24 protein-coding genes, 1 tRNA gene and 1 other RNA gene are annotated in these 23,179 nt (G+C 32.7%); 6 read left to right on the forward strand and 20 right to left on the reverse strand.

The window, feature by feature from the left end:
* Positions 1-2: 2 nt before the first annotated feature.
* From ACEN92_RS08190 to ACEN92_RS08210, 5 genes are all read right to left on the reverse strand, one after another.
* A complete protein-coding gene (locus ACEN92_RS08190; protein ID WP_495641884.1) occupies positions 3-467 on the reverse strand; it encodes a DinB family protein in 465 nt (154 codons plus the stop codon).
* 32 nt (positions 468-499) lie between these two features.
* Positions 500-1,213, reverse strand: coding sequence for a hypothetical protein (locus ACEN92_RS08195; protein ID WP_495641885.1), 714 nt, complete (start codon positions 1,211-1,213; stop codon positions 500-502).
* 1 nt (position 1,214) lies between these two features.
* The gene (locus tag ACEN92_RS08200) at positions 1,215-2,201 is read right to left on the reverse strand and encodes a hypothetical protein (protein ID WP_495641886.1); all 987 of its coding nucleotides are present in this window, start codon (positions 2,199-2,201) and stop codon (positions 1,215-1,217) included.
* 229 nt (positions 2,202-2,430) lie between these two features.
* Positions 2,431-2,826: a transfer-messenger RNA gene (gene ssrA / locus ACEN92_RS08205) on the reverse strand.
* A gap of 67 nt (positions 2,827-2,893) precedes the next feature.
* Positions 2,894-4,096 carry a serine hydrolase domain-containing protein gene (locus tag ACEN92_RS08210; RefSeq protein ID WP_495642331.1) on the reverse strand — a complete coding sequence of 401 codons (1,203 nt, stop codon included), beginning with the start codon at positions 4,094-4,096 and terminating at the stop codon, positions 2,894-2,896.
* A gap of 240 nt (positions 4,097-4,336) precedes the next feature.
* Here ACEN92_RS08210 and ACEN92_RS08215 point away from each other — a divergent pair, with 240 nt between their 5' ends.
* Positions 4,337-5,539, forward strand: coding sequence for an NAD(P)-dependent oxidoreductase (locus ACEN92_RS08215; protein WP_495641887.1), 1,203 nt, complete (start codon positions 4,337-4,339; stop codon positions 5,537-5,539).
* A gap of 136 nt (positions 5,540-5,675) precedes the next feature.
* Here the strand turns inward: ACEN92_RS08215 and ACEN92_RS08220 are convergent, their stop codons facing one another.
* The 3 genes from ACEN92_RS08220 to ACEN92_RS08230 form a co-directional block, all read right to left on the reverse strand.
* Positions 5,676-6,899 (reverse strand): RsmB/NOP family class I SAM-dependent RNA methyltransferase, encoded by a 1,224-nt coding sequence (locus ACEN92_RS08220; RefSeq protein ID WP_495641888.1) that lies wholly within the window; start codon positions 6,897-6,899, stop codon positions 5,676-5,678.
* 146 nt (positions 6,900-7,045) lie between these two features.
* Positions 7,046-9,010 carry a KUP/HAK/KT family potassium transporter gene (locus ACEN92_RS08225; protein WP_495641889.1) on the reverse strand — a complete coding sequence of 655 codons (1,965 nt, stop codon included), beginning with the start codon at positions 9,008-9,010 and terminating at the stop codon, positions 7,046-7,048.
* 137 nt (positions 9,011-9,147) lie between these two features.
* Positions 9,148-10,473: a hypothetical protein gene (locus tag ACEN92_RS08230; protein WP_495641890.1), complete on the reverse strand. Its 1,326-nt coding sequence runs from the start codon at positions 10,471-10,473 to the stop codon at positions 9,148-9,150.
* 119 nt (positions 10,474-10,592) lie between these two features.
* Here ACEN92_RS08230 and ACEN92_RS08235 point away from each other — a divergent pair, with 119 nt between their 5' ends.
* The gene (locus ACEN92_RS08235; RefSeq protein ID WP_495641891.1) at positions 10,593-11,654 is read left to right on the forward strand and encodes a WD40/YVTN/BNR-like repeat-containing protein; all 1,062 of its coding nucleotides are present in this window, start codon (positions 10,593-10,595) and stop codon (positions 11,652-11,654) included.
* A 73-nt stretch (positions 11,655-11,727) separates the two neighbouring features.
* On the opposite strand, the gene ACEN92_RS08240 is transcribed toward ACEN92_RS08235, so the two are convergent.
* The 5 genes from ACEN92_RS08240 to ACEN92_RS08260 all read right to left on the reverse strand — a co-directional run bounded on the left by ACEN92_RS08240 (position 11,728) and on the right by ACEN92_RS08260 (position 14,791).
* Positions 11,728-12,189: a sensor of ECF-type sigma factor gene (locus ACEN92_RS08240; protein ID WP_495641892.1), complete on the reverse strand. Its 462-nt coding sequence runs from the start codon at positions 12,187-12,189 to the stop codon at positions 11,728-11,730.
* A 16-nt stretch (positions 12,190-12,205) separates the two neighbouring features.
* Positions 12,206-12,616 carry a hypothetical protein gene (locus tag ACEN92_RS08245; protein WP_495641893.1) on the reverse strand — a complete coding sequence of 137 codons (411 nt, stop codon included), beginning with the start codon at positions 12,614-12,616 and terminating at the stop codon, positions 12,206-12,208.
* Between the two features lie 33 nt (positions 12,617-12,649).
* Positions 12,650-13,192, reverse strand: coding sequence for an RNA polymerase sigma factor (locus ACEN92_RS08250; protein WP_495641894.1), 543 nt, complete (start codon positions 13,190-13,192; stop codon positions 12,650-12,652).
* 65 nt (positions 13,193-13,257) lie between these two features.
* Positions 13,258-14,412, reverse strand: a complete 1,155-nt coding sequence (locus tag ACEN92_RS08255; RefSeq protein WP_495641895.1) for an SRPBCC family protein — start codon at positions 14,410-14,412, stop codon at positions 13,258-13,260.
* Between the two features lie 190 nt (positions 14,413-14,602).
* Entirely contained in the window at positions 14,603-14,791 is a 189-nt protein-coding gene (locus ACEN92_RS08260) for a hypothetical protein (protein ID WP_492493979.1), read from the reverse strand.
* Positions 14,792-14,872: 81 nt separating this feature from the next.
* On the opposite strand from ACEN92_RS08260, the gene ACEN92_RS08265 reads away from it, so the two are divergent.
* Entirely contained in the window at positions 14,873-15,253 is a 381-nt protein-coding gene (locus ACEN92_RS08265) for a pyrophosphohydrolase domain-containing protein (protein ID WP_495641896.1), read from the forward strand.
* 50 nt (positions 15,254-15,303) lie between these two features.
* Here ACEN92_RS08265 and ACEN92_RS08270 read toward each other — a convergent pair whose 3' ends face one another.
* The 3 genes from ACEN92_RS08270 to ACEN92_RS08280 all read right to left on the reverse strand — a co-directional run bounded on the left by ACEN92_RS08270 (position 15,304) and on the right by ACEN92_RS08280 (position 17,468).
* On the reverse strand, positions 15,304-15,663 hold the full coding sequence (locus ACEN92_RS08270; protein ID WP_495641897.1) for a DUF4406 domain-containing protein: 360 nt from the start codon (positions 15,661-15,663) through the stop codon (positions 15,304-15,306).
* Positions 15,664-15,730: 67 nt separating this feature from the next.
* The gene (locus ACEN92_RS08275) at positions 15,731-16,306 is read right to left on the reverse strand and encodes a Crp/Fnr family transcriptional regulator (protein WP_495641898.1); all 576 of its coding nucleotides are present in this window, start codon (positions 16,304-16,306) and stop codon (positions 15,731-15,733) included.
* Positions 16,307-16,397: 91 nt separating this feature from the next.
* A complete protein-coding gene (locus tag ACEN92_RS08280; protein WP_495641899.1) occupies positions 16,398-17,468 on the reverse strand; it encodes a branched-chain amino acid aminotransferase in 1,071 nt (356 codons plus the stop codon).
* Between the two features lie 310 nt (positions 17,469-17,778).
* Here ACEN92_RS08280 and mnmC2 point away from each other — a divergent pair, with 310 nt between their 5' ends.
* Positions 17,779-18,444 (forward strand): tRNA (5-methylaminomethyl-2-thiouridine)(34)-methyltransferase MnmC2, encoded by a 666-nt coding sequence (gene mnmC2, locus ACEN92_RS08285; protein ID WP_495641900.1) that lies wholly within the window; start codon positions 17,779-17,781, stop codon positions 18,442-18,444.
* Between the two features lie 165 nt (positions 18,445-18,609).
* A complete protein-coding gene (locus tag ACEN92_RS08290) occupies positions 18,610-18,807 on the forward strand; it encodes a hypothetical protein (RefSeq protein ID WP_007810935.1) in 198 nt (65 codons plus the stop codon).
* 204 nt (positions 18,808-19,011) lie between these two features.
* Here ACEN92_RS08290 and ACEN92_RS08295 read toward each other — a convergent pair.
* The 4 genes from ACEN92_RS08295 to ACEN92_RS08310 form a co-directional block, all read right to left on the reverse strand.
* Positions 19,012-19,085, reverse strand: a tRNA-His gene (locus tag ACEN92_RS08295).
* A gap of 77 nt (positions 19,086-19,162) precedes the next feature.
* Positions 19,163-19,879 (reverse strand): bacillithiol biosynthesis deacetylase BshB1, encoded by a 717-nt coding sequence (gene bshB1, locus ACEN92_RS08300; RefSeq protein ID WP_495641901.1) that lies wholly within the window; start codon positions 19,877-19,879, stop codon positions 19,163-19,165.
* An 86-nt stretch (positions 19,880-19,965) separates the two neighbouring features.
* Positions 19,966-21,042, reverse strand: coding sequence for an isochorismate synthase (locus ACEN92_RS08305; protein WP_495641902.1), 1,077 nt, complete (start codon positions 21,040-21,042; stop codon positions 19,966-19,968).
* Positions 21,043-21,044: 2 nt separating this feature from the next.
* On the reverse strand, positions 21,045-21,476 hold the full coding sequence (locus tag ACEN92_RS08310; RefSeq protein ID WP_495641903.1) for a PaaI family thioesterase: 432 nt from the start codon (positions 21,474-21,476) through the stop codon (positions 21,045-21,047).
* 127 nt (positions 21,477-21,603) lie between these two features.
* On the opposite strand from ACEN92_RS08310, the gene ACEN92_RS08315 reads away from it, so the two are divergent.
* Positions 21,604-23,118 carry a hypothetical protein gene (locus ACEN92_RS08315; protein WP_495641904.1) on the forward strand — a complete coding sequence of 505 codons (1,515 nt, stop codon included), beginning with the start codon at positions 21,604-21,606 and terminating at the stop codon, positions 23,116-23,118.
* The last annotated feature ends 61 nt before the right edge of the window (positions 23,119-23,179 follow it).

A 23,179-nucleotide genomic window follows, 5' to 3' on the forward strand; every position in this document is an offset into this window, starting at 1 on the left:
TTTTATCTGATAATATCTGTATCTACCGGAATGTACCCCAAATGCCTGCTAAGAGATAAAATTTGTCCTTTATGGTGATATTCATGCGTAATTACATGAGAAAATAATTTAAAAGGTTCTGCCGTTTTTTTTATGCCGTTACTTTCATATTCGATTTCACTTTCTGATTTTTCCATTAATTCGAAAAAATCAGTCATAAACTGGTCAACATAAGCAAACAATCTTATTACATCCTGAATATTTTCATACGCTTTGTATTCAGCATAAGTTACATTTCTTTTCAAGGCAGTTTCTGCAATCCATAATTCATATGTATTTGCGATATGTACTAACAGATTTCGTATACTTCCTCCTCTGCCAAAAGAAGAATTTTGATTTATAAAATCTTCAGTCCGAATGGTCTGGCAATATTCAAAGAGAATATTTCTTGATTCCTGAACAAAGGTATATTGCTTTTGAGCATACATAGCATGATTTATTATGTTTTGTAAATTTATCCTTAATCCTGTTTGAATGTTTTCAATGTTCCGTCATCATTAAATTGTATTGAGTATCTTTCACGGCTGCCATTGATGGTCGTTGGGTACCACCTGATTTTATTATCCCAAATTGAAATATAGACACTCGTTAAAGGTTTGGCACCTTCAATGTCCCGCACTTTTTTATTATAAATATCTGTTACTTTAGCAGCACTAATAAATGGGATTCTATTGAGTGAAACTAAACGATTTTGAACATCATCCCGCACTGACAACTGAACAGGTCTTGGTTCAGACCATTTATTATCTCTAAATTCATAAGCATCAACATATTTTGGATTTTCAGGATGCTGAAGCGTAACATTAATAGTTCCGTCATCGTAAAAATGCAGCGTAGAATAAATAAAGATTTCTTTTCCTGCATATTGAGGTAATTTTCGCAGTGCTTCTTCTGCTTTCTTTAATGCGTCAGCGTTTGTCAAAAAGTCTACCCCCTTACCTCCTTCATTTTCAATATGATGTTCTTTGAGAATTGTCGAATGAGTTTCCAGTACCGTTTTTATAATGGCATTTACATCTGGTTGTGTATTTTCCGGCGGCACAGCATTAGTTTTTTCTAATTCTTTATTTACCACTGTATCATTCTTTTTAAATGTTTCGTTGATACTTTTAGATACCTGCTCACAACTTAAAAACAGTGGACCGCAAATCATTAAAATAATTAACTTCTTCATTTTATTCTATGTTATTTAAATCACTTGCAAAAGCGATTTGTGTTGGATTCTCCGGGAGGTAAAAAATCTCTATCAGTTCTTGTTTGGTAATATCGAGCTCCAGAAGCCCAATGACTTTTTTCAAGCTGTTGTTATGAACTTGATGTTTGCCATCTGTGTATTCAAGTTCAAAACGCATCATGGGCTGTTCATTAATATAGGTTCCCGTTTGACTAACCTTAATTAATTTGGCCTGGGTTCTTATACCCTTAAATTTGATCAACACCGAATCATCATTCAAACCTGTTAGTTTTCTAAATATAAATTGCACAAGATAGCGGTAGAATAAAAGCACAATCGGGCAGATAATCAATGGATGCCAAAAAGACATAAAACGCCAACCCATACCATGGCTTTCGATTTGATAAGAAAAAATATAATACCCAATTACTGCTGTTGTCAAAACTGTCCAGCCTAATATCCTTAAAACAAAACTTAATGGATTTATAGTTGCTGTTGTAGTAGAAATAATAAAATACGGAAGCTGTTTCATGTCTCTATTGAGTAACAAACCTATTTTTTTTCCGGCTTCAAAACGGCGTTCATGAGGTTTAACATCAGTAACTGTTGTTTTATGTGTAATCTCGGTATCCGCCAGATTTTTAAACAATAATTCAAGAACATAAGTGTTGTATTTTGAATTTGGCTTTGAAGTTTTTACAGCACTTAAAATTTTTGCTTCGCGATGTACTCCATTAATTTTTATTTTTTCTAAATTTCTCTTTGTGATAAAAATCTGTATTATCCATTTATTAAAATATCCAATTAAAAGAATCAGCCACAGAATGATGGACAGTAAAACAAGACCTAGTGCCAGCCACGGATCTTTATCGTTCAGCGTGTTTATATCAAATTCACTATTGATACTATAATACAAAAGCATGGGAAAAGGAATTGCAAAAAAGAGCATATAAAGCGCCCAGAATGTAACAGCAAGATGTTTTTTCATTCTTGTACTATTTGAGGGTTACTGATTATAAAGTATTCCAGGCAAGTGTCATTTTTTCAACTTCATGTAACTTACTTAATAATTTTCCTATAATTACTTACAACTCAAATTTAAACAAAATATAAATAGGATTGAATCTTAAAAAGGCTGATAATGAATATAGGGAATATAAAAGAATTTATAATTTTAAAACAAAAAATCCTGTAAACATAACGCTTACAGGATTTTTTTGTGGAGTCGCCGGGAATCGAACCCGGGTCCAAACAAGCAACTAAAGAGCTTTCTACACGTTTATTCCCTGATTGGGTTTTCGATGTTAAGCCAGGTCAGGAACAACCACTCAACACTTATCTTCTTAATTTCGAAATCCACCCGAAGCTCATGGAAATCTAGGTCTATTTTTACGGTTCCCCTATACTGAACGCCACAAACCAAGGCTTTCAAGGAGAATCCAGCTTCCCTATCTGATAGGGACGTGGCTAATCTTACTATAATTCAGATTATGCAGCTAAAGCGTAGTTATTTTCGCCGTGTAAAAGTATAAGATCTTATATTTACGAGCAAGGTCTTAATGCTCGACGTGCTTACTTTCCAATTCGACTTGCTGTCAAAACCAGTCGACCCCAAAAATGAGTTTGCAAAAATATACAATTTGAAGTTAGTTTTGTGCTAAATTTTGCTTAAAAATATGTTTATTCTTCATCTTTAAATTTAAACGGGTAATCTCCAAAAACAGGAGCCAGTTTACGGACTGCATAAGTCTTTCTGGTAAACTTATTTGATAAAGCTATAATGGTAACATTTTCTTTCTTCAGCGTAATGTATGATGACGTATAGCCGTGCCACCACCCATTATGAAAGTAAAAATTCTGTCCGGTCTCCCAATTGATCATTCTGATTCCCAAACCATAATTTTTTGCGCCTTTGCGCTCATTGCTATAACCGGTAAAGACTTGTTTCAATAATTCAGGCTTTAAAAAATCCGGTGAATTTCTGGCGCGGTCAAACTTTAATAAGTCTCGCGGAGTAGAGAAAATATTTTTATCGCCATAAACAGCATCCATATAATCCAGTCCAATTTCTACATTATTTCCTTTGTAAGACGGAACGATTGTTTTTCTGTCTTTTTCATAGTCAAAAACAAAAGTATGAGTCATTCCCAAAGGTTTAAAAATCATTTCAGTCATAGCCTCTTTGTAAGACAGACCTGTAATTTTTTCAATAATAAGCGCCAGCATGGCATAGTTGGTGTTGCAATACGCAAAACGAGTCCCTGTCCTTGATTCTAATCCAATATTTTTAGTAGCCAGAAGCTCTAAAATGTCTTCATTAGTCAATTGATTATGCCTGTCCCAAACCGATTTGTCCCTGTCTGTAAAATAAGCATAATTACGCATTCCGCTGCGATGGCTTAACAACATTCGAACCGTACAGTCAGGATAAGGAAAGGTTTTCAGGATTGTATTTACCTTTTGATCCAAATCTAATTTACCCAGATTCACTAATTTTAAAACTGCCGTTGCCGTAAGCACCTTACTTACCGAAGCAATATGAATTGGCGTATTGGCATCGATTGTAGTGCCTTCATTTTTATCTGCAAAACCATTATACTTTTCAAAAATAATCTGTCCGTTTCTCGCAACTAAAAAACCGCCGTTCATACTATTGTTAGGCCAGTTTTTATTATAAAAATGATTTATCCTTCCTTTGACAGAATTGATATAAGATGCCGGTAATTTTTTTTCAGGTCCCATAGGTATCATTTTACCCAGGGTATCTTTTACTTTTGGAGTGTTATCCTGATTTCTTATTTTATCTTTTCCGCACGAACCTAAAACTAAAATTAGAAAAAGTATTTGTGGTATATTTGTTTTTTTAAGGAAGCTCATTTTCATCATTCTTTAAAACAAATATATAGAATTCAATATTTATGTTTTCAGGATTTTCACAAATTGAAAATTTTCATTTTAACATATCATTAACTTCTTTTTTTGTTAGTCAATTGTGTGTCAGCTTTTAACGGTTTTCAATCATTAAAAATAAGAAAACAGCAACAAAAATTTAACTTATTTTGTTATATTTGAAACAATTTTTACGTAAAAAGTTATAATAATAAATACCCTAACCCACTATAAATGAAATTTGGAATTATAAAAGAAAGAAAAAACCCACCGGACAGACGTGTAGTTTTTTCTCCGGATGAACTGGCAAAACTTAAACAGCTTTACCATGATGCCACTATTGAAGTTGAAAGCTCCGATATCAGGATTTTTCCGGATATCCAATACAAAACTATAGGTATTACTGTTACGGATGATATTTCAGATTGTGATGTTTTATTTGGTGTAAAAGAAGTTCCTGTTGAAAATCTGATTCCTGATAAAGCTTATTTCTTTTTTTCGCATACTATAAAAAAACAGCCTTACAATCAGAAATTATTGAAAGCTATTTTAGAAAAGAACATCGATTTATATGATCATGAAACTATAGTAGACAGTCATAATCGTCGATTAATCGGTTTTGGAAAATATGCCGGAATGGTTGGTGTTTATAACGGAATCCGTGCTTTCGGAATAAAATTCGAATTATTTAAACTGCCAAAAGCAGAAACCCTTTCAGGGAAAGAGGCACTGATTGCGCATTTGAAACGCATTACGCTTCCACCTCTTAAATTTGTCATTACCGGAACAGGGAAAGTGGGCAATGGCGCCCAGGAAATTTTAAAGGCAATCAAAGTAAAAGAAATTACAGTTGATAATTATTTGACCAAAAACTATACTCAGCCGGTTTATGTGCAATTGGATGTTTTAGAATACAACAAACGTATTGATAGCCAGGTTCTTGATTTTGTTGATTTTACATCGCATCCCGAAGCTTATGTCTCTGATTTTGAAAAATTCACCAGGGTAACTGATATTTATATTGCCGGGCATTTTTATGGAAACGGAGCACCAATGATTTTAACCCGGGAAATGCTGAATGCGAAAGATTGTAAAATAAGAGTAGTTGCCGATGTATCTTGTGATGTAAATGGACCTATTGCCTGTACATTGCGCTCTTCGACAATTGCAGAACCAATTTATGGATACTGGCCGGCTGAAAATAAAGAAGTAGATGTCTTTCACCCTGCTGCGATTGTCGTGATGGCAGTTGATAATTTGCCATGCGAAATTCCGAAAGATGCCAGTGAAGGCTTTGGCGAACAATTCATGGAACACGTGATTCCGGCTTTCTTTAATGGAGATAAGGACGGAATCCTGGAACGCGCAAAAATTACAGAAAAAGGAAAATTAACTCCAAGATTCAGTTATCTGCAAGACTATGTAGACGGGAAATAATTAATTTTAATTATAAAATTGTAGTTTTAAAAAATCCAACACAGGGTTTCAAAACTAAAGAAGATTTTAATAAACAAAGCCTTTAGATTTTTCTAAAGGCTTTACTTTTTATGCATTGAAGTGCTATTTTATGCTACTACATCTCTCTGTCCTTCCGTTCCAATAACGCCATATAAAATCCGTCGAAACCTGATTCTGAAGCCAGAATTTTACGATCTTTTATAAACGTAAATTGCTTTCCGATTTCAGTTTTAAGGAATTTTTCTACTTGCTCCTGATTCTCTGATGGTAAAACTGAACAGGTTGCATAAACTAATTTTCCTCCGGGTTTTACAATTTTAGAATAGTTTTCTAAAACTTCTGCCTGCACTTTACGAATATTATCAATAAACTCAGGTTTTAATTTCCATTTTGCGTCGGGGTTTCTTTTTAAAACTCCCAAACCGCTGCATGGTGCATCAATCAAAACACGATCTGCTTTTTCATGAAGTTTTTTAATCACTTTTGTAGTGTCAATAATACGATATTCAATATTAAAAGCACCATTTCTTTTTGCCCTTAATTTCAGTTGCTTCAATTTGCTTTCATACAAATCCATTGCAATCAATTGCCCTTTATTTTCCATTAAAGAAGCAATATGCAATGTTTTCCCTCCTGCTCCGGCACAAGTATCAACAATACGCATTCCCGGCTTTACATCAAGAAAACCGGCAACCAATTGTGAGTTTGCATCCTGTACTTCAAAAAGGCCTTGCTTAAATGCATCCGTCAAAAATACGTTTGCTCTTTCTTTTAAAACTAAAGCTTCAGGCTGGTCTTTTAAATATTCTGTTTCAATATTTAAATCCATCAACGTGTTTCTTAAGCTTTCTTTGGTTCCTTTAAGTGTATTCGTTCTTAAAATAACTTTTGCCGGCTGGTTCTGAGCTGCAATTTCTGTGGCCCAAACTTTTTCTCCTAATTCTTTTACGCCCAATTCATCCATCCAGTCAGGAATAGATTCTTTTAAAGCCCTAATTTTTGAAAGTTCGTCAAAACGTCCTTTTATTTTTCTTTCAGGTGTTCCTTCTAATTGTCTCCAGTCGGGAATTGGGTATCCTCTAAGAACGGCCCAAACAGCAAACATTCTCCATAAATTATCTCTGTCAAAAGGCTCCTTAACTTCGGCGATTTCGGCATATAATCGTTTCCAGCGAACAATTTCGTATATGGTTTCAGCAACAAACTTCCTGTCAGAACTTCCCCAACGTTTGTCTTTTTTTAAGGCTCTTGCTACCACTTTGTCTGCATATTCTCCTTCATTGAAAATAGCGTTTAATGAATCGATGGTAGTGTAAACTAAATTTCTGTGTAATCTCATTTTAATTATTTGAGTTGCAAAGGTACTATTAATTGATTGAAAGTTAAATTTTTAATTTTTGATTGTTATTTGACTTTCATTAAAAAGAAAAAAACACTCTAATAAAGTATAAAAGAGTGTTTTCTGAATTTATTTTTGGAGTAACTTTATTTTATAATTCTCGTTAATCCAATATTTTCCGGAGCGTGAAGCACCATTGGGAATTTTTCTAATTTTACAGAACTGCTGTCTAAACCAAAAGCGCTTTCTTCAGATAAGCTTAATTTTTTGATTAAGAAATACGAGTTCATAATTATTTTTTCATGCCATAATAAATCAGAGTCATTAGACAGGAATTTTTCAGATAATACAAATTTAAAATCTCCGACAATATTATTTTTATTCAATGATTCGTAACGACTGGTAATATCAACTTCCCCATTTTTTACCATATCACGAATAACTTCCCTAAACATTAAGTTGATTTTAGTAGGTTCTCTGAATCCTAAATTAAAGTCAATTCTATAAATATCATCTTTGGCAATCTCTGTTACCTTATATTGAGTTTTATATGGCTCAGTCAAAATATTTACGTGTACAAACCAATAAATATCAGCTCTTTTCGGGCGTTTTTGCAAGATAGAATACATCACTTTCTGCTCTAATTCATCTACACGATTGGCATTGGTCATATAAACTAAATGCGTAGCATATTTTGGAATAGACAAGTCTTCACTCAATTCCATCAATACTTTCTTATAATCATCAATCTTGATAATTTTAGTGTAACTTTTGTTGATTTTCTTAGCCAAAAACCATATCGTCATTACAGAAATCAACATAGTTGCAATAATTAAGGTTACATAACCTCCTTCTGCAAATTTGGTAATATTGGCAAATAAAAAACAACCTTCAATTATTAAATAAATCGTAATAAGAGGAACCATAAAATATAGTTTTACTCTTTTCATTATTAGGTAATAATTCAGTAAAATGGTTGTCATAATCATACACAATACAATTGCAAGACCATAGGCATGTTCCATATTACTCGATTCTTCAAAGTGCAAAACGATTCCCACACAACCAAAAAACAACAGCCAGTTAATGGACGGAATGTATAATTGACCTTTAACTTCCGTAGGGTATTTAATTCTTACTTTTGGCCAGAAATTCAATCGCATGGCTTCATTTATCAAAGTAAATGAACCGCTGATTAATGCCTGGGAAGCAATTACCGCTGCTAAAGTTGCTATAACGATACCTGCCGGCTGAAACCAGTCGGGCATAATTAAGTAAAATGGATTTCCGTTTTCACCTCCTAATCCCTGCAATGTCTGACCTTCATGATGAATTAAATATGCAGCCTGACCAAAGTAGTTTAAAACCAAAGTCAATTTTACAAAAATCCAGCTGATTCTAATGTTTTTTCTTCCGCAGTGTCCCATATCAGAGTACAATGCTTCAGCTCCGGTAGTACATAAAAATACAAATCCCAATACAAAGAAACCATCAGGATGTATCTTTAATAAATGATAGGCATAATAAGGATTAATTGCTTTAATAACTTCAGGATGATGTATGATTTGGATAGTTCCTAAAGTCCCTAACATAGCAAACCAAATTAACATCATCGGTGCAAAAAACTTACCAACCAGTTTGGTGCCAAATTGCTGAATCGTAAACAAAACAAATAAAATTCCGATAACGATAGGGATTGTATTAATTTCAGGGTAGTATGTTTTTATTCCTTCTACAGCTGATGATACTGAAATTGGTGGGGTAATAATCCCGTCTGCTAATAAGGCGCTACCACCAATAATTGCGGGCACAATCAACCATTTAATTTTTGTTTTTTTAACCAATGCATATAAAGCAAAAATACCACCTTCACCGTGATTATCAGCGCTTAAAGTTATAAGAACATATTTTATGGTGGTTTGTAATGTCAGTGTCCAGAAAACACATGAAATACCTCCTAAAACAATATCTGCATTAATTATGTGTTCGCCAAGTATGGCTTTCATTACATATAATGGAGAAGTACCAATATCTCCATAAATAATTCCTAATGTGATCAATAATCCCCCAATAGACAACTTACTATGTAAGTTTTTATGCGATGCGCTCATGTATGTTTTTATAAAAGACGGTTGCAAATTTACTGTTTTAAAACAAATTAGCGTTAATTATAAGTAAGTAAAAGACAAAAAAAAGCACAATGTAACGATTGTGCTTTTTTTTTATCTTCATTTATGTTATTTTCAGCTTAGCCTCTTCTCCCTCCATTACCTCTTGAATTTGAATTATTTTCTCTGGAAGATTGATTTCCTCTTGATTCCTGACTTGCTCTCGGAGCTTCGGAACGCTGAGTATTTTGTTGTCTCGCTTCACTGTTTCTGTTTTCAGAGCCTGATCTGTTTTGAGAGTAACTTCTCTGATTATCTGTTCTTTGAACAGGCGCAGCTGTGTTTGTATTCATTCTGTTCTCTGAATTTCCTCTCGAAGTATTTATTCTGTTTTCATTAGAATTCCCTCTTGATTCTGTTCTTTGAGCAGGAGCAGCTGTGTTTGAATTCATTCTGTTCTCTGAATTTCCTCTGGAAGTATTTATTCTGTTTTCATTAGAATATCCTCTTGATTCTGTTCTTGAAGAATTTTCAACTCTTACAGAATTATTCACTTTTCCTGAATTATCTCTGCCTGAAGCTACTCTATCATTATAATTTCTGTTAGGAGTACTTCTGTTTTCAGCATAATTTCTGTTCGTACTTCTGTTGTCTGTATCCCAATTTCTTCCTGAGTTTGATCTGTTGTTATTATAACTGTTATTTCTGTTAGATTCTCTGCCTGCAACACGTCTTTGGTCTAACTCATATCTGTTATTGATATTAGAATGTCTTTTCGAAAAACTATAGTTAGGATATTGTCTTTCATAACCATAAGAACGTCTTGAAGCATATAACACAGGAGCTCTGTAACTTCTTCTATGGCTCACATAATTATAACGATTGTTTACGTTGATACAAACATTGATATTGTTTCTATATCTGAAAATCGGGAAAGGTCTCCAGGCAACATAATATGTAGGATAGACATTCCATGCCCAGCTAGAATAATAAGGTCTGTAATTATTTACCCAGAAAGAGGTATAAATAATCGGTGTTGCATTATAAACAGGTTCATAAATGTAATTATCCCCATATAAATAAGTATTACCCACAACCTGAACACTTACTTTGTTATAATTATCTCTTTCTACGTCTATCGTAGCAATATCCTGATAAACATCACGATCAAGTACTGATTGAATTATAATTACGTGAGTCCTGTCTTCTACAGTTTCAATAACACGTAAATAATCGACCTGATCATCGTTATTCAGGTCAAGATTTGATATTTGATATTTTGGATCATTTAAACGTCTTTCGAAATCCTGAAGATTGGCTGATTCTCCAAAAATAGAAGCAACAGCCCTTAAATCTAAATTATCACTGATATCTGAGTTTTTTGCATAAACAGCAGTTTGGCTTTGTACGGCACAAGAACTTAAACCTATAGTTACTAGTGCTAAAAAAAGTATTTTAGTTTTCATGGCAAATCATATTAAGATTAATATTCTGGAATATCCAATTACTGTGCCACAAAAAAAACAAAATATATTTTACATGTTATAAATAATTGTAATTTAGCAACAACTAAATCTTAAGCTATATGAAGAAAGTAATGTTATTTTGTGGTGTTTTTATTTTATTCATATCTTTTAAACCATTGAATGATAGCAACAAAAAAACTTTTTATGGTGGTTTTACATCAATGCAAATAGATACCCTGTTTCAGGATAAAATTAGTATTAGAGCCATTTCTATTGATAAAAATAAAGTTTGGTACGGGGCAGATAATTCTCGTTTTGGATACTATGATTTGGATAAAAAAGAGAAATTTGAAGAGCATATTTATCGTGATACTTTAAAACTGGAATTCAGAAGTATCGCTCAAACTTCGAAAGATGTTTTCTTATTAAGTGTTGGCAATCCTGCATTACTTTATTCCGTTTCTAAAAAAACACAAAAAGTAAAATTAGTTTACAAAGAAATCCACGAGAAAGTTTTTTACGATAGCATGCAATTCTGGAATGACAAAGAGGGAATTGCTATTGGCGATCCGACAGAAGATACTTTTTCGATCATTATAACCCGTGATGGTGGAGAAAACTGGACAAAAGTATTATCAGATAAATTACCAACAAATACTAAAGGTGAAGCCGCTTTTGCAGCCAGTAATTCAAATATTGTTATAAAAGGAGATGATACGTGGCTGGTTTCAGGAGGAAAAAAATCACGCGTTTTTTATTCTCCGGACAAAGGTAAAACCTGGAAAGTAATTGAAACTCCTATTGTTCAGGGAAAAACAATGACCGGCATTTTTACAGCTGATTTTTATGATTCAAAACATGGATTCATTGCCGGTGGCGATTATGAGCTTCCAAACAAAAAATCAGATAATAAAGCTTTTACTGCTGATGGAGGAAAAACCTGGCAACTAATAGGCCAGGATATGGGTTTTGGATACGCATCATGTGTTCAGTATGTTCCGGGAGGAAATGCTAAAGAAATTATTTGTGTTGGCTCTGAAGGAATTCAATATTCTCAAAATGGCGGCGAGAACTGGACACAATTATCTACTGATTCAAGTTTTTTTACGATCCGTTTTGTTAACAGAAATACAGCTATTGCAGCAGGTTACAATAAAGTTGTCAGGCTTCGCTTTAAATAGTCTAAAATAACAAGACCCCTAAATAATAAAGTAAGTATTATTATATAGGGGTCTTATTGCTGTTGTTTCTTTTTTAATTTTGACTTTTTGCTTTATCGCGATATTGTTTTAGCAATTTTCGGTTAAAATCATCTTCTGATTTTTTAAGCTTCAATATTTTTTTTGCCGAAAGGATTTTTTTAAGATTCGTCATATACTTTTCGCGTAAAAAATACAATTCTTTATCTGTACTTTCTATTTGAGACAGAAGCGTAACAGCTTCTTTTTCTGAAATAGAATTAATATTACCATCATCCAGTTTACGCAAATACGTTTTCATTTTATCATGGCGTAATTCATATTGCTTATCATCGAAAGCATTATAAACAGGCCAGAATTTTTCAGCCTCCGTAGAAGTAAGTTCCAGTTCAGTTGTTAAAAAGGAAACTTTGTAAGCTTTGATTTTCTCACGTTTTTCGTCTGTTTTATCACTTTGCGCATAAAATGAAAAATTAATTAAAAACAGAAGTATTGCAAGTATATTTTTGATTTTCATCTTTTTAAATTTTATTTTATTCTGAAATTAAATTTTCAATATTTGGATTCGAAGATAAAATATCTTCAAGGGTTTCCTGTTCAAGGGCAACATTTTTATTAAGGCCTTCAATATCTTTTGTATCAAGCTGATTAATTAAATCGTACTGATTCAAATTAGACTGATAAGACAAATAAGTTTCTAAAGATGCCTCATCAAACTCTTTTGACTTATTATAATTATTCATTACCGGAATCATTAATCCAATAACAAATACAGCTGCAACCAGCATAACAACAATCTCTTTACGTTTGTAAAGCGGAATTACCTTCGCATCGTTTTCGTTAATTTGCTGTAAAACTTTTGCCGAAAAATCATTAAAATAATAATCCGGAGTTTTAAATCCGGTTGTTATTTTCGGTTCGTTTTCTAATTTAAATGCTTTCATAATGTCTATAAGATATATTTTAATGCAAAAGGTTTAATTTGATGTAACATATAATTCCACTTTTTTTACCGCATGATGATAAGAAGCTTTTAGAGCTCCCACTGAAGTTCCCAGAATTTCAGCTATTTCCTCATATTTTAATTCTTCAAAATACTTCATTTTAAAAACCAGCTGTTGCTTTTCGGGCAAGGTAACAATCGCTTTTTGAAGTTTGATCTGAATTTCATCCCCATCGAAAAAAACATCGGCTTTTAGATTATCAATAGTTTTATTTTGCAGGGCTTCTGATGTTATCCCGTTTAATTTTGCTTTTTGATTCAAAAAAGTCAATGCTTCGTTGGTGGCAATACGGTACATCCAGGAAAAAAGCTTACTCTCCCCTTTAAAATTCTTTAAATATTGAAATACCTTTATAAAAGTATTCTGCAAAACATCATCAGCATCATCATGATTCAAAACAATATTCCGAATATGAGAATATAAAGGTTTCTGATATTCTGACAAGAGTCTTTGAAACGCAATATTTTGCGTTTTAGGATTTAACAATTGTGCTATAAATTCCTTCTCGTCCGTCAAACTTTATTATTTATCTTGTTTGAATGAATTTATTACAAAAGGTTTAATCAGCCCTTACATTTTTTTTAGAATTCAGATTGTTCTTCTGAAGTTGGTTTAGTGACAGGCTTTTCTGCAGGTTGTTTTGCCGCAGATTCTGTTGTTGCAGATTCTGTTGTTGCAGGTTTATTATAAACAGGAACTGTAGCAACCGGAATAACCTTAGGGATAACCGGATAGTAAATTTCTGTTATCAATTTTGATGAACTTTTAACGTCTAATTTACCTGCGGTTAAAATTTCCAGATGAGACCAGCTTAAATCACGAACAATTTTTTCATTATTAATAAAAGCTATTGTTTTTGCAATTGCTTCGTTAGTATGTGAATAATCACCTTTTAAAGTAGTTTTAACAGCATCAAAGCTATTTAATTTTCCAGACAAAATATCACTTCCCGCGCTTATCAAAATTTCTTTATTTATCGGCAGGCAAATAGATATTTTCGCCAAATTGGTTTTGGTATCGTAAGTATGATAAATTATAAAAGGCTTTCCGTTTGCATATAAATTATTAGTCTTGCTAAATTCAATCAGCTTTGGAATAACTACCCGGGCATTTTTGTTTACTTTTTGAATCTCACTTGTAAAAGTTTGTTTGATATAAAAGCTTTCTGTTTTTTTGACAAGCCCATTTACTTTTATAGCATACGTTTTAGTTTCATAATTTAAATTTTTATCAATATTAGCGAGACTCTTTTCATATATTGTTCCTATAATCTTATCGGAACCGCCGTTTAAAACGGTATAAATTTTAAACCAAAAACTCATCTCCCCTTTTGCTTTCCAGGTAACCTTTGTTTTACCTGCCAAAGTATCTTTAAATATCCAGTTAACATCTGCTTCTGTACCGTCAAAATTCATTTTTTGATGAATACTTTCTCCTTCTTTTGCCTGTATTGTGATTGCATTTCCTTTTGCTTCACTTCCTTCCCAGGAAAATGAAGCCCCATTTCCTGCTGTTTTTTCGGGAAATGACATTTTAATTGTCGGATCTTCAATGGCCCAGGATTCAAAATCTTCAAAATTTCTAAAATCATTTACATAATTATATACTGCAGCCCTTGGTGAATTAACCACTTTACTTCGTTCAACTGAAAAAACGCCTTTTTGAGTAGCAACAAATACAGTTAGGGCAACTAAGCTTAATAACGATAAAAGAAACAGATATTTTAAAATCTTCATTGTGTAGGTTGTTTGGAGTCGTAAAGTTATAAATTTTATTACTAGTGTTACGAATAGCAAAATAATAAACTATACTTTTTTTATTATATTTTGTTTAAAGAGGTGTCCTAAATAAAAACTATTCCGAAGAAGATTTCATATAAACACCATTTCTTATTTACATTTTAAATATAGAAATAAATTTCCGGAATTACCTTTTAAAAAAGAATTTGATTACAAACAAAATAGCAATAAAAAGCAAAAAAGTGATCAATACTTTGTAATTTCCTTTATAGAAAATTTTGTGCAAGGCAAGATCTTTTCGGTAAGCAAAAATCATTACGATTACAAATGCGATAAAAAAACAGACTGCGAATATTAATTGTCCCTGACTAAACATAGTTGAAAATTATTTTTGGCAAATTTAAAGAATTGTATACGAATAGTTGCTAATTTGGCATTTCATTTAATCAATAAAATCATGAAGAAACAAATAGATGCAGTAAAAGAATTCCATACTGCTTTTAAAATAGGACACAGCGAAACGCCAATTGCTGATTTGGGCGAAACTAAAAAACAGCTTCGTTATAATTTAATGAAAGAAGAAAATGAAGAATATCTTGAAGCAGTTCAGCAAAATGATTTAGTTGAAATTGCCGATGCTCTTGGAGATATGATGTACATCTTATGTGGTACTATTATCGAGCACGGTCTTCAGGATAAAATTGAAGCTGTTTTTGATGAAATTCAGCGCAGTAATATGAGTAAATTAGGCGAAGACGGACAACCTATTTATCGGGAAGACGGAAAAGTTATGAAAGGACCAAATTATTTCAAACCTGATTTTTCAAAATTACTTTAAATACAAATCCCTAATAGATTCTAAAATTCTATTAGGGATTTTGGTTTGGATTAATTATCCGCGTTCGGAATATCTTCTAAATGATAATAAATCTCCAATCCTTTTTCTTTAGCAATCCTTACATCATTATCTGCACCTTTTGATTCTCCTTCAAGACGAAGAACTGCATCACATTTTTCAAGAAGCTGATGAGCAACAGGATATTGTATTTCATCCCAAACGCTGTCGCCAATATATTTGGATCCGGCTAAGTGAAGTAACGGCAAAGCTAACCATTCACCGATTATGGGCAAATGTCCCATCCTAAACAAAGGAAGCGCTACGGCTTCTAATTTGTCTAAATTTTGTTGAATTAATTTTGGGTCATCATTAGTCCCGCCACGATAAGGCCCAGCAATAAGTATAAGCATATTTATTTATTTTTCACAAAGCACGTGAAGATATTACACTAAAAAAATAATGTAGTTTAAGAAAACGCTATTTCTTTTTATTTGCTTTAATCATACTTAAAAATTCAGGAGTAATTCCTAAGTACGATGCTATTTGTTTTTGAGTAACTTGTTTTACTATTTGAGGATATTTCTCTAAAAAGATATAATACCGTTGTTCCGCAGAGAGCGAAAGGTTCTGAATAACTCTTAACTGCTCTCTTATATAGGCATTTTGCATAATAATTCTGAAGAACCTCTCAAATTTTGGAATTTTAACATACAAATCATCCAAATCATCTTTTTGCAAATGCAATATATGACTCTCTTCGATGGTTTCTATATTCAACATTGCTGGCTGTTGGTTTATAAAACAGGCCATATCAGTAATCCACCAGTCAGAAACAGCAAACATAATAGTTGATTCTTTTCCTTCCTGATCTCTGTAAAATGCTCTTAAAGTTCCGGATTGCACAAAATTTATTGTTTTGCAAACTTCTCCTTCATTTAAAATAATATTTTTTTTTGGATATTTCTTTTCTTTCAAAAGCGAAAGAAAATAGGCTGTTTCATTTTCGTCCAGCGAAATATGTTTGGCTATATTTTTTAAAACCAGATCCTGCATGATTCTTCTACTGTTTGAGAAAAACAAATATAAAATAGAAAACCCGACAACTGATAAGTCATCGGGTTTGTTTTTATAAAATATCTTTTAACTATTGAACTTTAACGGTCCATCCAAAAGTATCTTCAGCAAGTTTATTTTGAAGGTTTGTCAGTTTTTCTTTTAAAAGAGAAGCATATGAATTCTCGATTGGTGCCATTTCATAATACACATCCTTGTATGAGAATCCTTTGATAACACTTACAACCGCTGCAGTTCCGGCTCCAAAGATTTCTTTTAATGATCCGTTTTTAGCAGCTTCTACTAATTCTGAAACAACAACAGGACGAACTTCTACATTAAGCCCCTCTTTTTCAGCCATAGCAATTAAACTCTTTCTGGTAATACCATCCAAAATTCTTTCACTTATTGGAGCAGTCAATAACGTATCATTTATTCTAAAGAATACATTCATTGTTCCGGCCTCTTCCAGTTTTGTATGCGTAGCATCATCAGTCCAGATTACTTGTTGAAAACCTTCCTTATTAGCCAAATTTGTTGGATAAAATTGTGCTGCGTAATTTCCTGCCGCTTTTGCAGCTCCAATTCCACCATTAGCAGCTCTACTGTAATGCTCAGCAATAATTACTTTTACTTCACCTGAATAGTAAGATTTAGCAGGAGAAAGTAAAATCATAAATTTATACTCGTCTGATGGATTCGCTACAACTCCGGGACCTGTAGCAATCATAAAAGGACGAATATACATACTGCTTCCATTTCCTTTCTGAATCCATTCCTGATCTAATTTCAATAATTCATTCAAACCATCCATAAAAACAGCTTCAGGAACTTCGGGCATAGCCATACGAACTGCTGAATTATTAAAACGTTTGTAATTTTCATCAGGTCTGAACAACCAAACATCATTATTATCATCTTTGTAAGCTTTCATACCTTCAAAAATTGCTTGACCATAGTGAAAGACTTTTGAAGAAGGATCCATTAAAATTGGAGCATAAGGCTTAATGACCGGTGATTGCCATTCTCCATTTTTAAAATCACATTCAAATAAATGGTCTGTAAAAACAGCACCAAAGCTTAAGTTTTCAAAGTCTACTGCGCTTATTTTTGACGAAGTAGCTTTTCTGATTTCAATTTTGTTTGTTTGAGTTGTACTCATGATAATTAATAGTTTTATGTAATTTCCACACCTTAAAAAACCTATTATAAAATGATAATATGATATAAAATAGATTTTATTGAATGCAAAATTAAGTAAAAATATATAATTTGCTTGCTAAAAAACCAATAATTACCTCATTTAATTGAGATTTATTTATCTTATAATAAACTTAAAAATTTAACTGGTTTTTATAAGGATTTTGTGAAAAAACCTTAATTTTTTAAGGCTATACGCATTTGTTTTGGTTAAATTTGACATATTAATACATAATGAAGTATTAAAATTGCATTGTAAAATTCAAAATTTAATGAAAAGAGAAATTATTAAAACGCTAGATGGCTCAACTACAATTCATTTGCAGGAATGGGACGAATGTTATCATTCGAAACACGGTGCTATTCAGGAAGCTAAACATGTATTTATAAAAAATGGCCTTAATTTATTCGAAGGTAATCCGGTAAATATCCTTGAAATTGGTTTCGGAACCGGTTTAAATGCTTTCATTACTTTTTTAGAATCAAATATAAAAAATCAAAAAATTAATTATGTTGGGATTGAAGCCTATCCGGTTGAGGCTAAAGAGGTTTTACAGATGAATTATGTTGAAGAATTAGACGCTGATACTTATAAAAATGTCTTTCAGAAAATGCATGAATGCGAATGGGACGAGGAAAATCAAATCAGTCCTGATTATTCGTTAACCAAAAGAAAACAATTTTTTGATGAAATAAATGATTTTGAAATTTTTGATTTAATTTACTTTGATGCCTTTGGATACAGGGTTCAACCTGAATTGTGGAGTACCGAAATTTTTCAGAAAATGTACAATAGTTTAAAACCAAATGGCGTTTTGGTAACTTATGCTGCACGTGGAGTTGTTAAAAGAAGTATGCTGTCTGTTGGATTTACAGTTGAAAAATTAGCAGGGCCTCCGGGAAAACGCGAGATGTTCAGAGCCTTTAAAAAGGTCTGAATTAACTATTTAGAATAATTCTATATTGATTTATCTATACTAAGAAAACGTATTCGTTACTAAAATTTTTGAAAAAATAAGTTAAAAAGAGCTTTTTATATATGATATTTGTTTAAATTTGACCCGAGTTAAAAATAGAGATAACCCCCAAAATCTTATTTTATTATGTCAAAAATGATGTTTGATTACACGAAATCAATACTTGAGAGAGTTAGTTTCGACCCGGTACTTTTTTATAAGGAATTAGAAAAAGCTATCAGAACACTGTTACCTTACGAAATGGAACAATTGCAGGAATGGTTATTAAACTTCATAGTCGGAAAACCAGAATTAAAAGAATGTTTACTATTAGTTAAAGTATAAACAAAAAGGCTGTCAAAAATGACAGCCTTTTTTGTTTTCAGGTAAAGTGATTTAGTTTTTCATTATTCAGTACAAAATTTGTACATCTATAACTTACTTTACTCCTAAATATTTTTAGGAAGAAGATATTTATTCTATAAATCATAGCCTAAAAGTCGATTCCACAAAAAAAGCCCTGAATTTCTTCAGGGCTTTAAATTTCTGGGTGGCTGACCGGGTTCGAACCGGCGACCCGCGGCACCACAAACCGCTACTCTAACCAACTGAGCTACAACCACCATTTTGCTTACGCGGTTGCAAATATACAACTAATGTTTACTTCCACAAATAAAAAATACAAAAAAATAAAAGGATTTTAACGCAAATCCCCTAAGCTATTGACTGCCAAACATCTTTCGACAGTAAAACCTTCGGCAAAATCTGCACCAACTAACCGTCCTAAGTCCTGTGCACGATAATTCAGGCTCTCCAGGAAATTTTTACTTGTTATTGGCGTTGCCGGTTCCTGAGAATCCGGATCATAAAATTGTGTTTTATAAGCCAAAATTGCTTCCACTTTCAGCTTTTCAAAACCAGTAATATCAACTACAAAATCAGGGACCAGATTTTTCCATTGAATGTAGTGATATACAACTTTTGGCCTCCACGCTTCCTGATTCACACTATCAATTGAAGTTTCTATTTTCATTAATCCGGATAAAAAACAAGCATCAGAAACTAATTTACTTCCTTTTCCGTGATCAATATGACGGTCATCAACAGCATTGCATAATACAATCTCAGGTTTATATTTCCGAATCATTTTAATAACTTCCAACTGATGCTTTTCATCGTTTACGAAAAAACCATCCCGCATTGCTAAATTCTCACGAACCAAAACTCCCAGAATTTTTGCCGCAGCTGCTGCTTCATGATCTCTGATTTCAGCTGTACCACGTGTTCCAAGCTCACCGCGGGTCAAATCAACAATTCCGACTTTTTTGCCAAGGGAGACTTCTTTTAAAATAGTACCCGCACAACCTAATTCAACATCATCCGGATGTGCGCCAAAGGCTAATATATCTAACTTCATATCTGTCTGTTTCAATGTCAAAAATCAATTTCAATATCAAATTAAAATACTAAAATCCAATTTTTGTTTTTCTCTATATTCTTACTCTATTTTCTATTCTCAATATTCAAAACTCTTTTCATCGTCATCGATTTACTCACACTTTCCTCCCACTCTTTTTCAGGAATACTTTCCTTGGTAATACCGCAGCCCATATACAAAATCGCTTTATTTTCCTTGATTTGCATGCTGCGCAAATTTACAAACAAATCAGAACTTACAGACTTATTGACAAAACTGCTGTTTAATTCTCCCAGAAAACCTGTGTAAAAAGCCCTGTCGTAATTTTCGTTTTCTAAAATAAATGCTTTTGCTTTTTTCTTCGGTAAACCACAAACTGCAGGCGTTGGATGTAATGTATCTAGTACTTCTTCTAAAGTTGAATTATCCTTTAAAACTCCTGAAATGTCTGTTTTTATATGCCAGATTGACCCGGCTTTAATATTATACGGTTCTGAAATCACAACAGATGTAGCTACTTCACGTAATCTTTTTATAATAAAATCCGTAACGTATTGCTGTTCGTCTTTTTCCTTTTGCTGCCAGGAAATTTCCTCTTCCAAAGTTACTTTCTGTGTTCCTGCCAATGCTGTTGTTTCAAAAACATTTCCACTGGCTTTTAATAACTGTTCCGGGGTTGCCCCCATCCAAAGTCCAATTTCAGGATGAAAAAAACAATACGTAAAAGTAGTAGGATACAATTGAATTAAATACTTGAAAGTGATTATATAATCAAATTTGGCTACATCCACTATTTCACTTCTGGATAAAACCACTTTTTTGAATTCTTCATTTTTAATAGCCTGAATACCTTTTTCTACTAAATCTTCATATTGAATTTTAGCTTCGGAATCAAAACTTAAATCCTCTGTCTCAACAGCGTTAATAGCCACTTCTATTTGTTTTGCACTTATGATTTTCGATTCGTTTTCCGGAATTAAAATTAGTTGCTTTTCATCAAAAGAAGCAAAAACAAAGCCTTTTTCACTGTAATCTGAAACTTTATACAAAGTTTCATTTTGTTGTAAATAGGCAAAAATGCTGGACGAATCAGGTTTGGAATAGATTACAAAAGGTAAATTTTGCTCTTGATGTTTTCTTATTGTAGAAAAAAAGTCGTTCATAATTAATTAGTTTTCTTTTTCTCTAAAACCATATTTGTCAATTTGCAAAGCGAAATCAAATTTCCTTCTTCATCAGTAATTTTAATTTCCCACAAATGAAGGCTTCTTCCTTTATGAATGATGCGTGCGGTACCGAAAACTATTCCTTCCCTGATGCTTTTCAAGTGGTTTGCCGAAATTTCAATTCCACGTACCTCCTGTTCTTTTGGATTAATAAAAAAATGTGATGCGGCACTGCCTACACTTTCCGCTAAAGCAACAGAAGCTCCTCCGTGCAATAATCCCATAGGCTGATGAACAGATGGGTTTACAGGCATTTTGGCAACTAAAAAATCTTCTCCGGCATCTATATATTCTATTTTTAGCGTTTCCATCAAAGTGTTTTTAGAAAACTCATTGCAGTATGCTATAATTTGTTCTTTGGTATGGTTCATTAAAATTGGCTTTAAAATCGTAAAATTAAAGAAAAGATAAGACACAAATTAGAAAAAGCAATTCTAAAATTAAAAATCGACATTCAACATATAAGTTTTTTGCTATTTTTACACAAAAACAATTCAAATGCGTCATTCTTTTGTACTCTTTATTCTCGGAATACTTTTAGCTGCCAGTTCATGCCGAACTGATTTTGATACCGTTGCCAGCAATGGTAATTTAAAATTCTCAAAAGACACCGTTTATTTAGATACTGTTTTTAAAAATATTGGATCAAGTACATACAATCTCAAAGTATACAACCACAGTAAAAATGATATTAACATTCCTGTAATTCAGCTAAAAAACGGTTTAAATTCAAAATACAGGATGACTGTTGACGGAATGACCGGAAACAGCGGCAAAGTATTTAATGACATAACACTCTTAGCCAAAGATAGTTTGTACATTTTTATTGAAACTACTGCAGATATTACAGATGCTGATCCAACAGATTTTCTGTACACCGATGAAATTCAGTTTGACAGTGGTACAAATCTTCAAAAAGTAGCGTTGGTAACACTAATTCAGGATGCTGTTTTTTTATATCCTAAACAATTTTCCGATGGTACATCAGAAACAATTCAAATAGATGACAAATCTGTTGATGGATTTTATTTGGATGAAAATGATGCTGTAAACGGAAATGAATTACTTTTTACCAACCAAAAACCGTACGTAATTTATGGATATGCAGGAGTTCCGGAAAATAAAACAGTCGTTTTTGAAGCTGGTGCAAGAGTCCATTTTCATGCTGATTCCGGGCTTTTAGTTTCTAAAAATGCTTCTTTGCAAATTAACGGAGCTGCATCAACAACTGAAAAGCTGGAAAACGAGGTTGTTTTTGAGGGCGACCGTCTAGAACCTGATTTTTCTGATGTCCCGGGACAATGGAATTCTATTATTCTGACTAACGAAAGTACGAATCATGTTATCAATCATTTAACACTTAAAAATGCTAAAATTGGCTTATCGATTCAAGGACAGGATGCAACCACTATTCAATTAAAAAATACTCAGATTTATAATTGTTCCGAATATGGAATTTTAACTAAAAACGGCCGTATTAATGGAGAAAATCTGGTTATCAATTATTCCGGTTTAGCGAGTTTATCGTGTGTTTATGGTGGAAATTACATATTTACACATTGTACTTTCAACAATAATTGGTCAGGTGGTGAACAGTTTGCTGTTAACCTGAGTAACAGTCTGACTGATGCAACTCCTGTAGCTAACGATTTAACCCAGGCGACTTTTAATAATTGTATCATTTATGGTTCAAATACTAATGAATTCAATTTAGATAAAAATACGAATGCCGCATTTGTATATCAGTTGAATAATTGCCTGATAAAATTCAAAAGTTCAAACAACAACCCTGATTATCAATTTAGTGCTGATCCAACACACTACAATCAAATTATTTTAAATCAGGATCCTAAATTTTATAAGGTTTCACAAAATAAATTTAATATTGATAATACTTCCGGCGCTTTCGCGAAAGGAAATCAGACGTATAGCATTCCGTTGGATATTATTGGTAATACGAGAACTTCTCCACCGGATTTAGGAGCTTATCAAAGTGCCGCTTTTCCGAAATAATTTTGGTTTTACCATATATAAGTAATAGTAAGAAAATTTAAGTTTTTCTAAATAAACGGTG

It is taken from the genome of Flavobacterium sp. Flavsp81 (assembly GCF_059491325.1).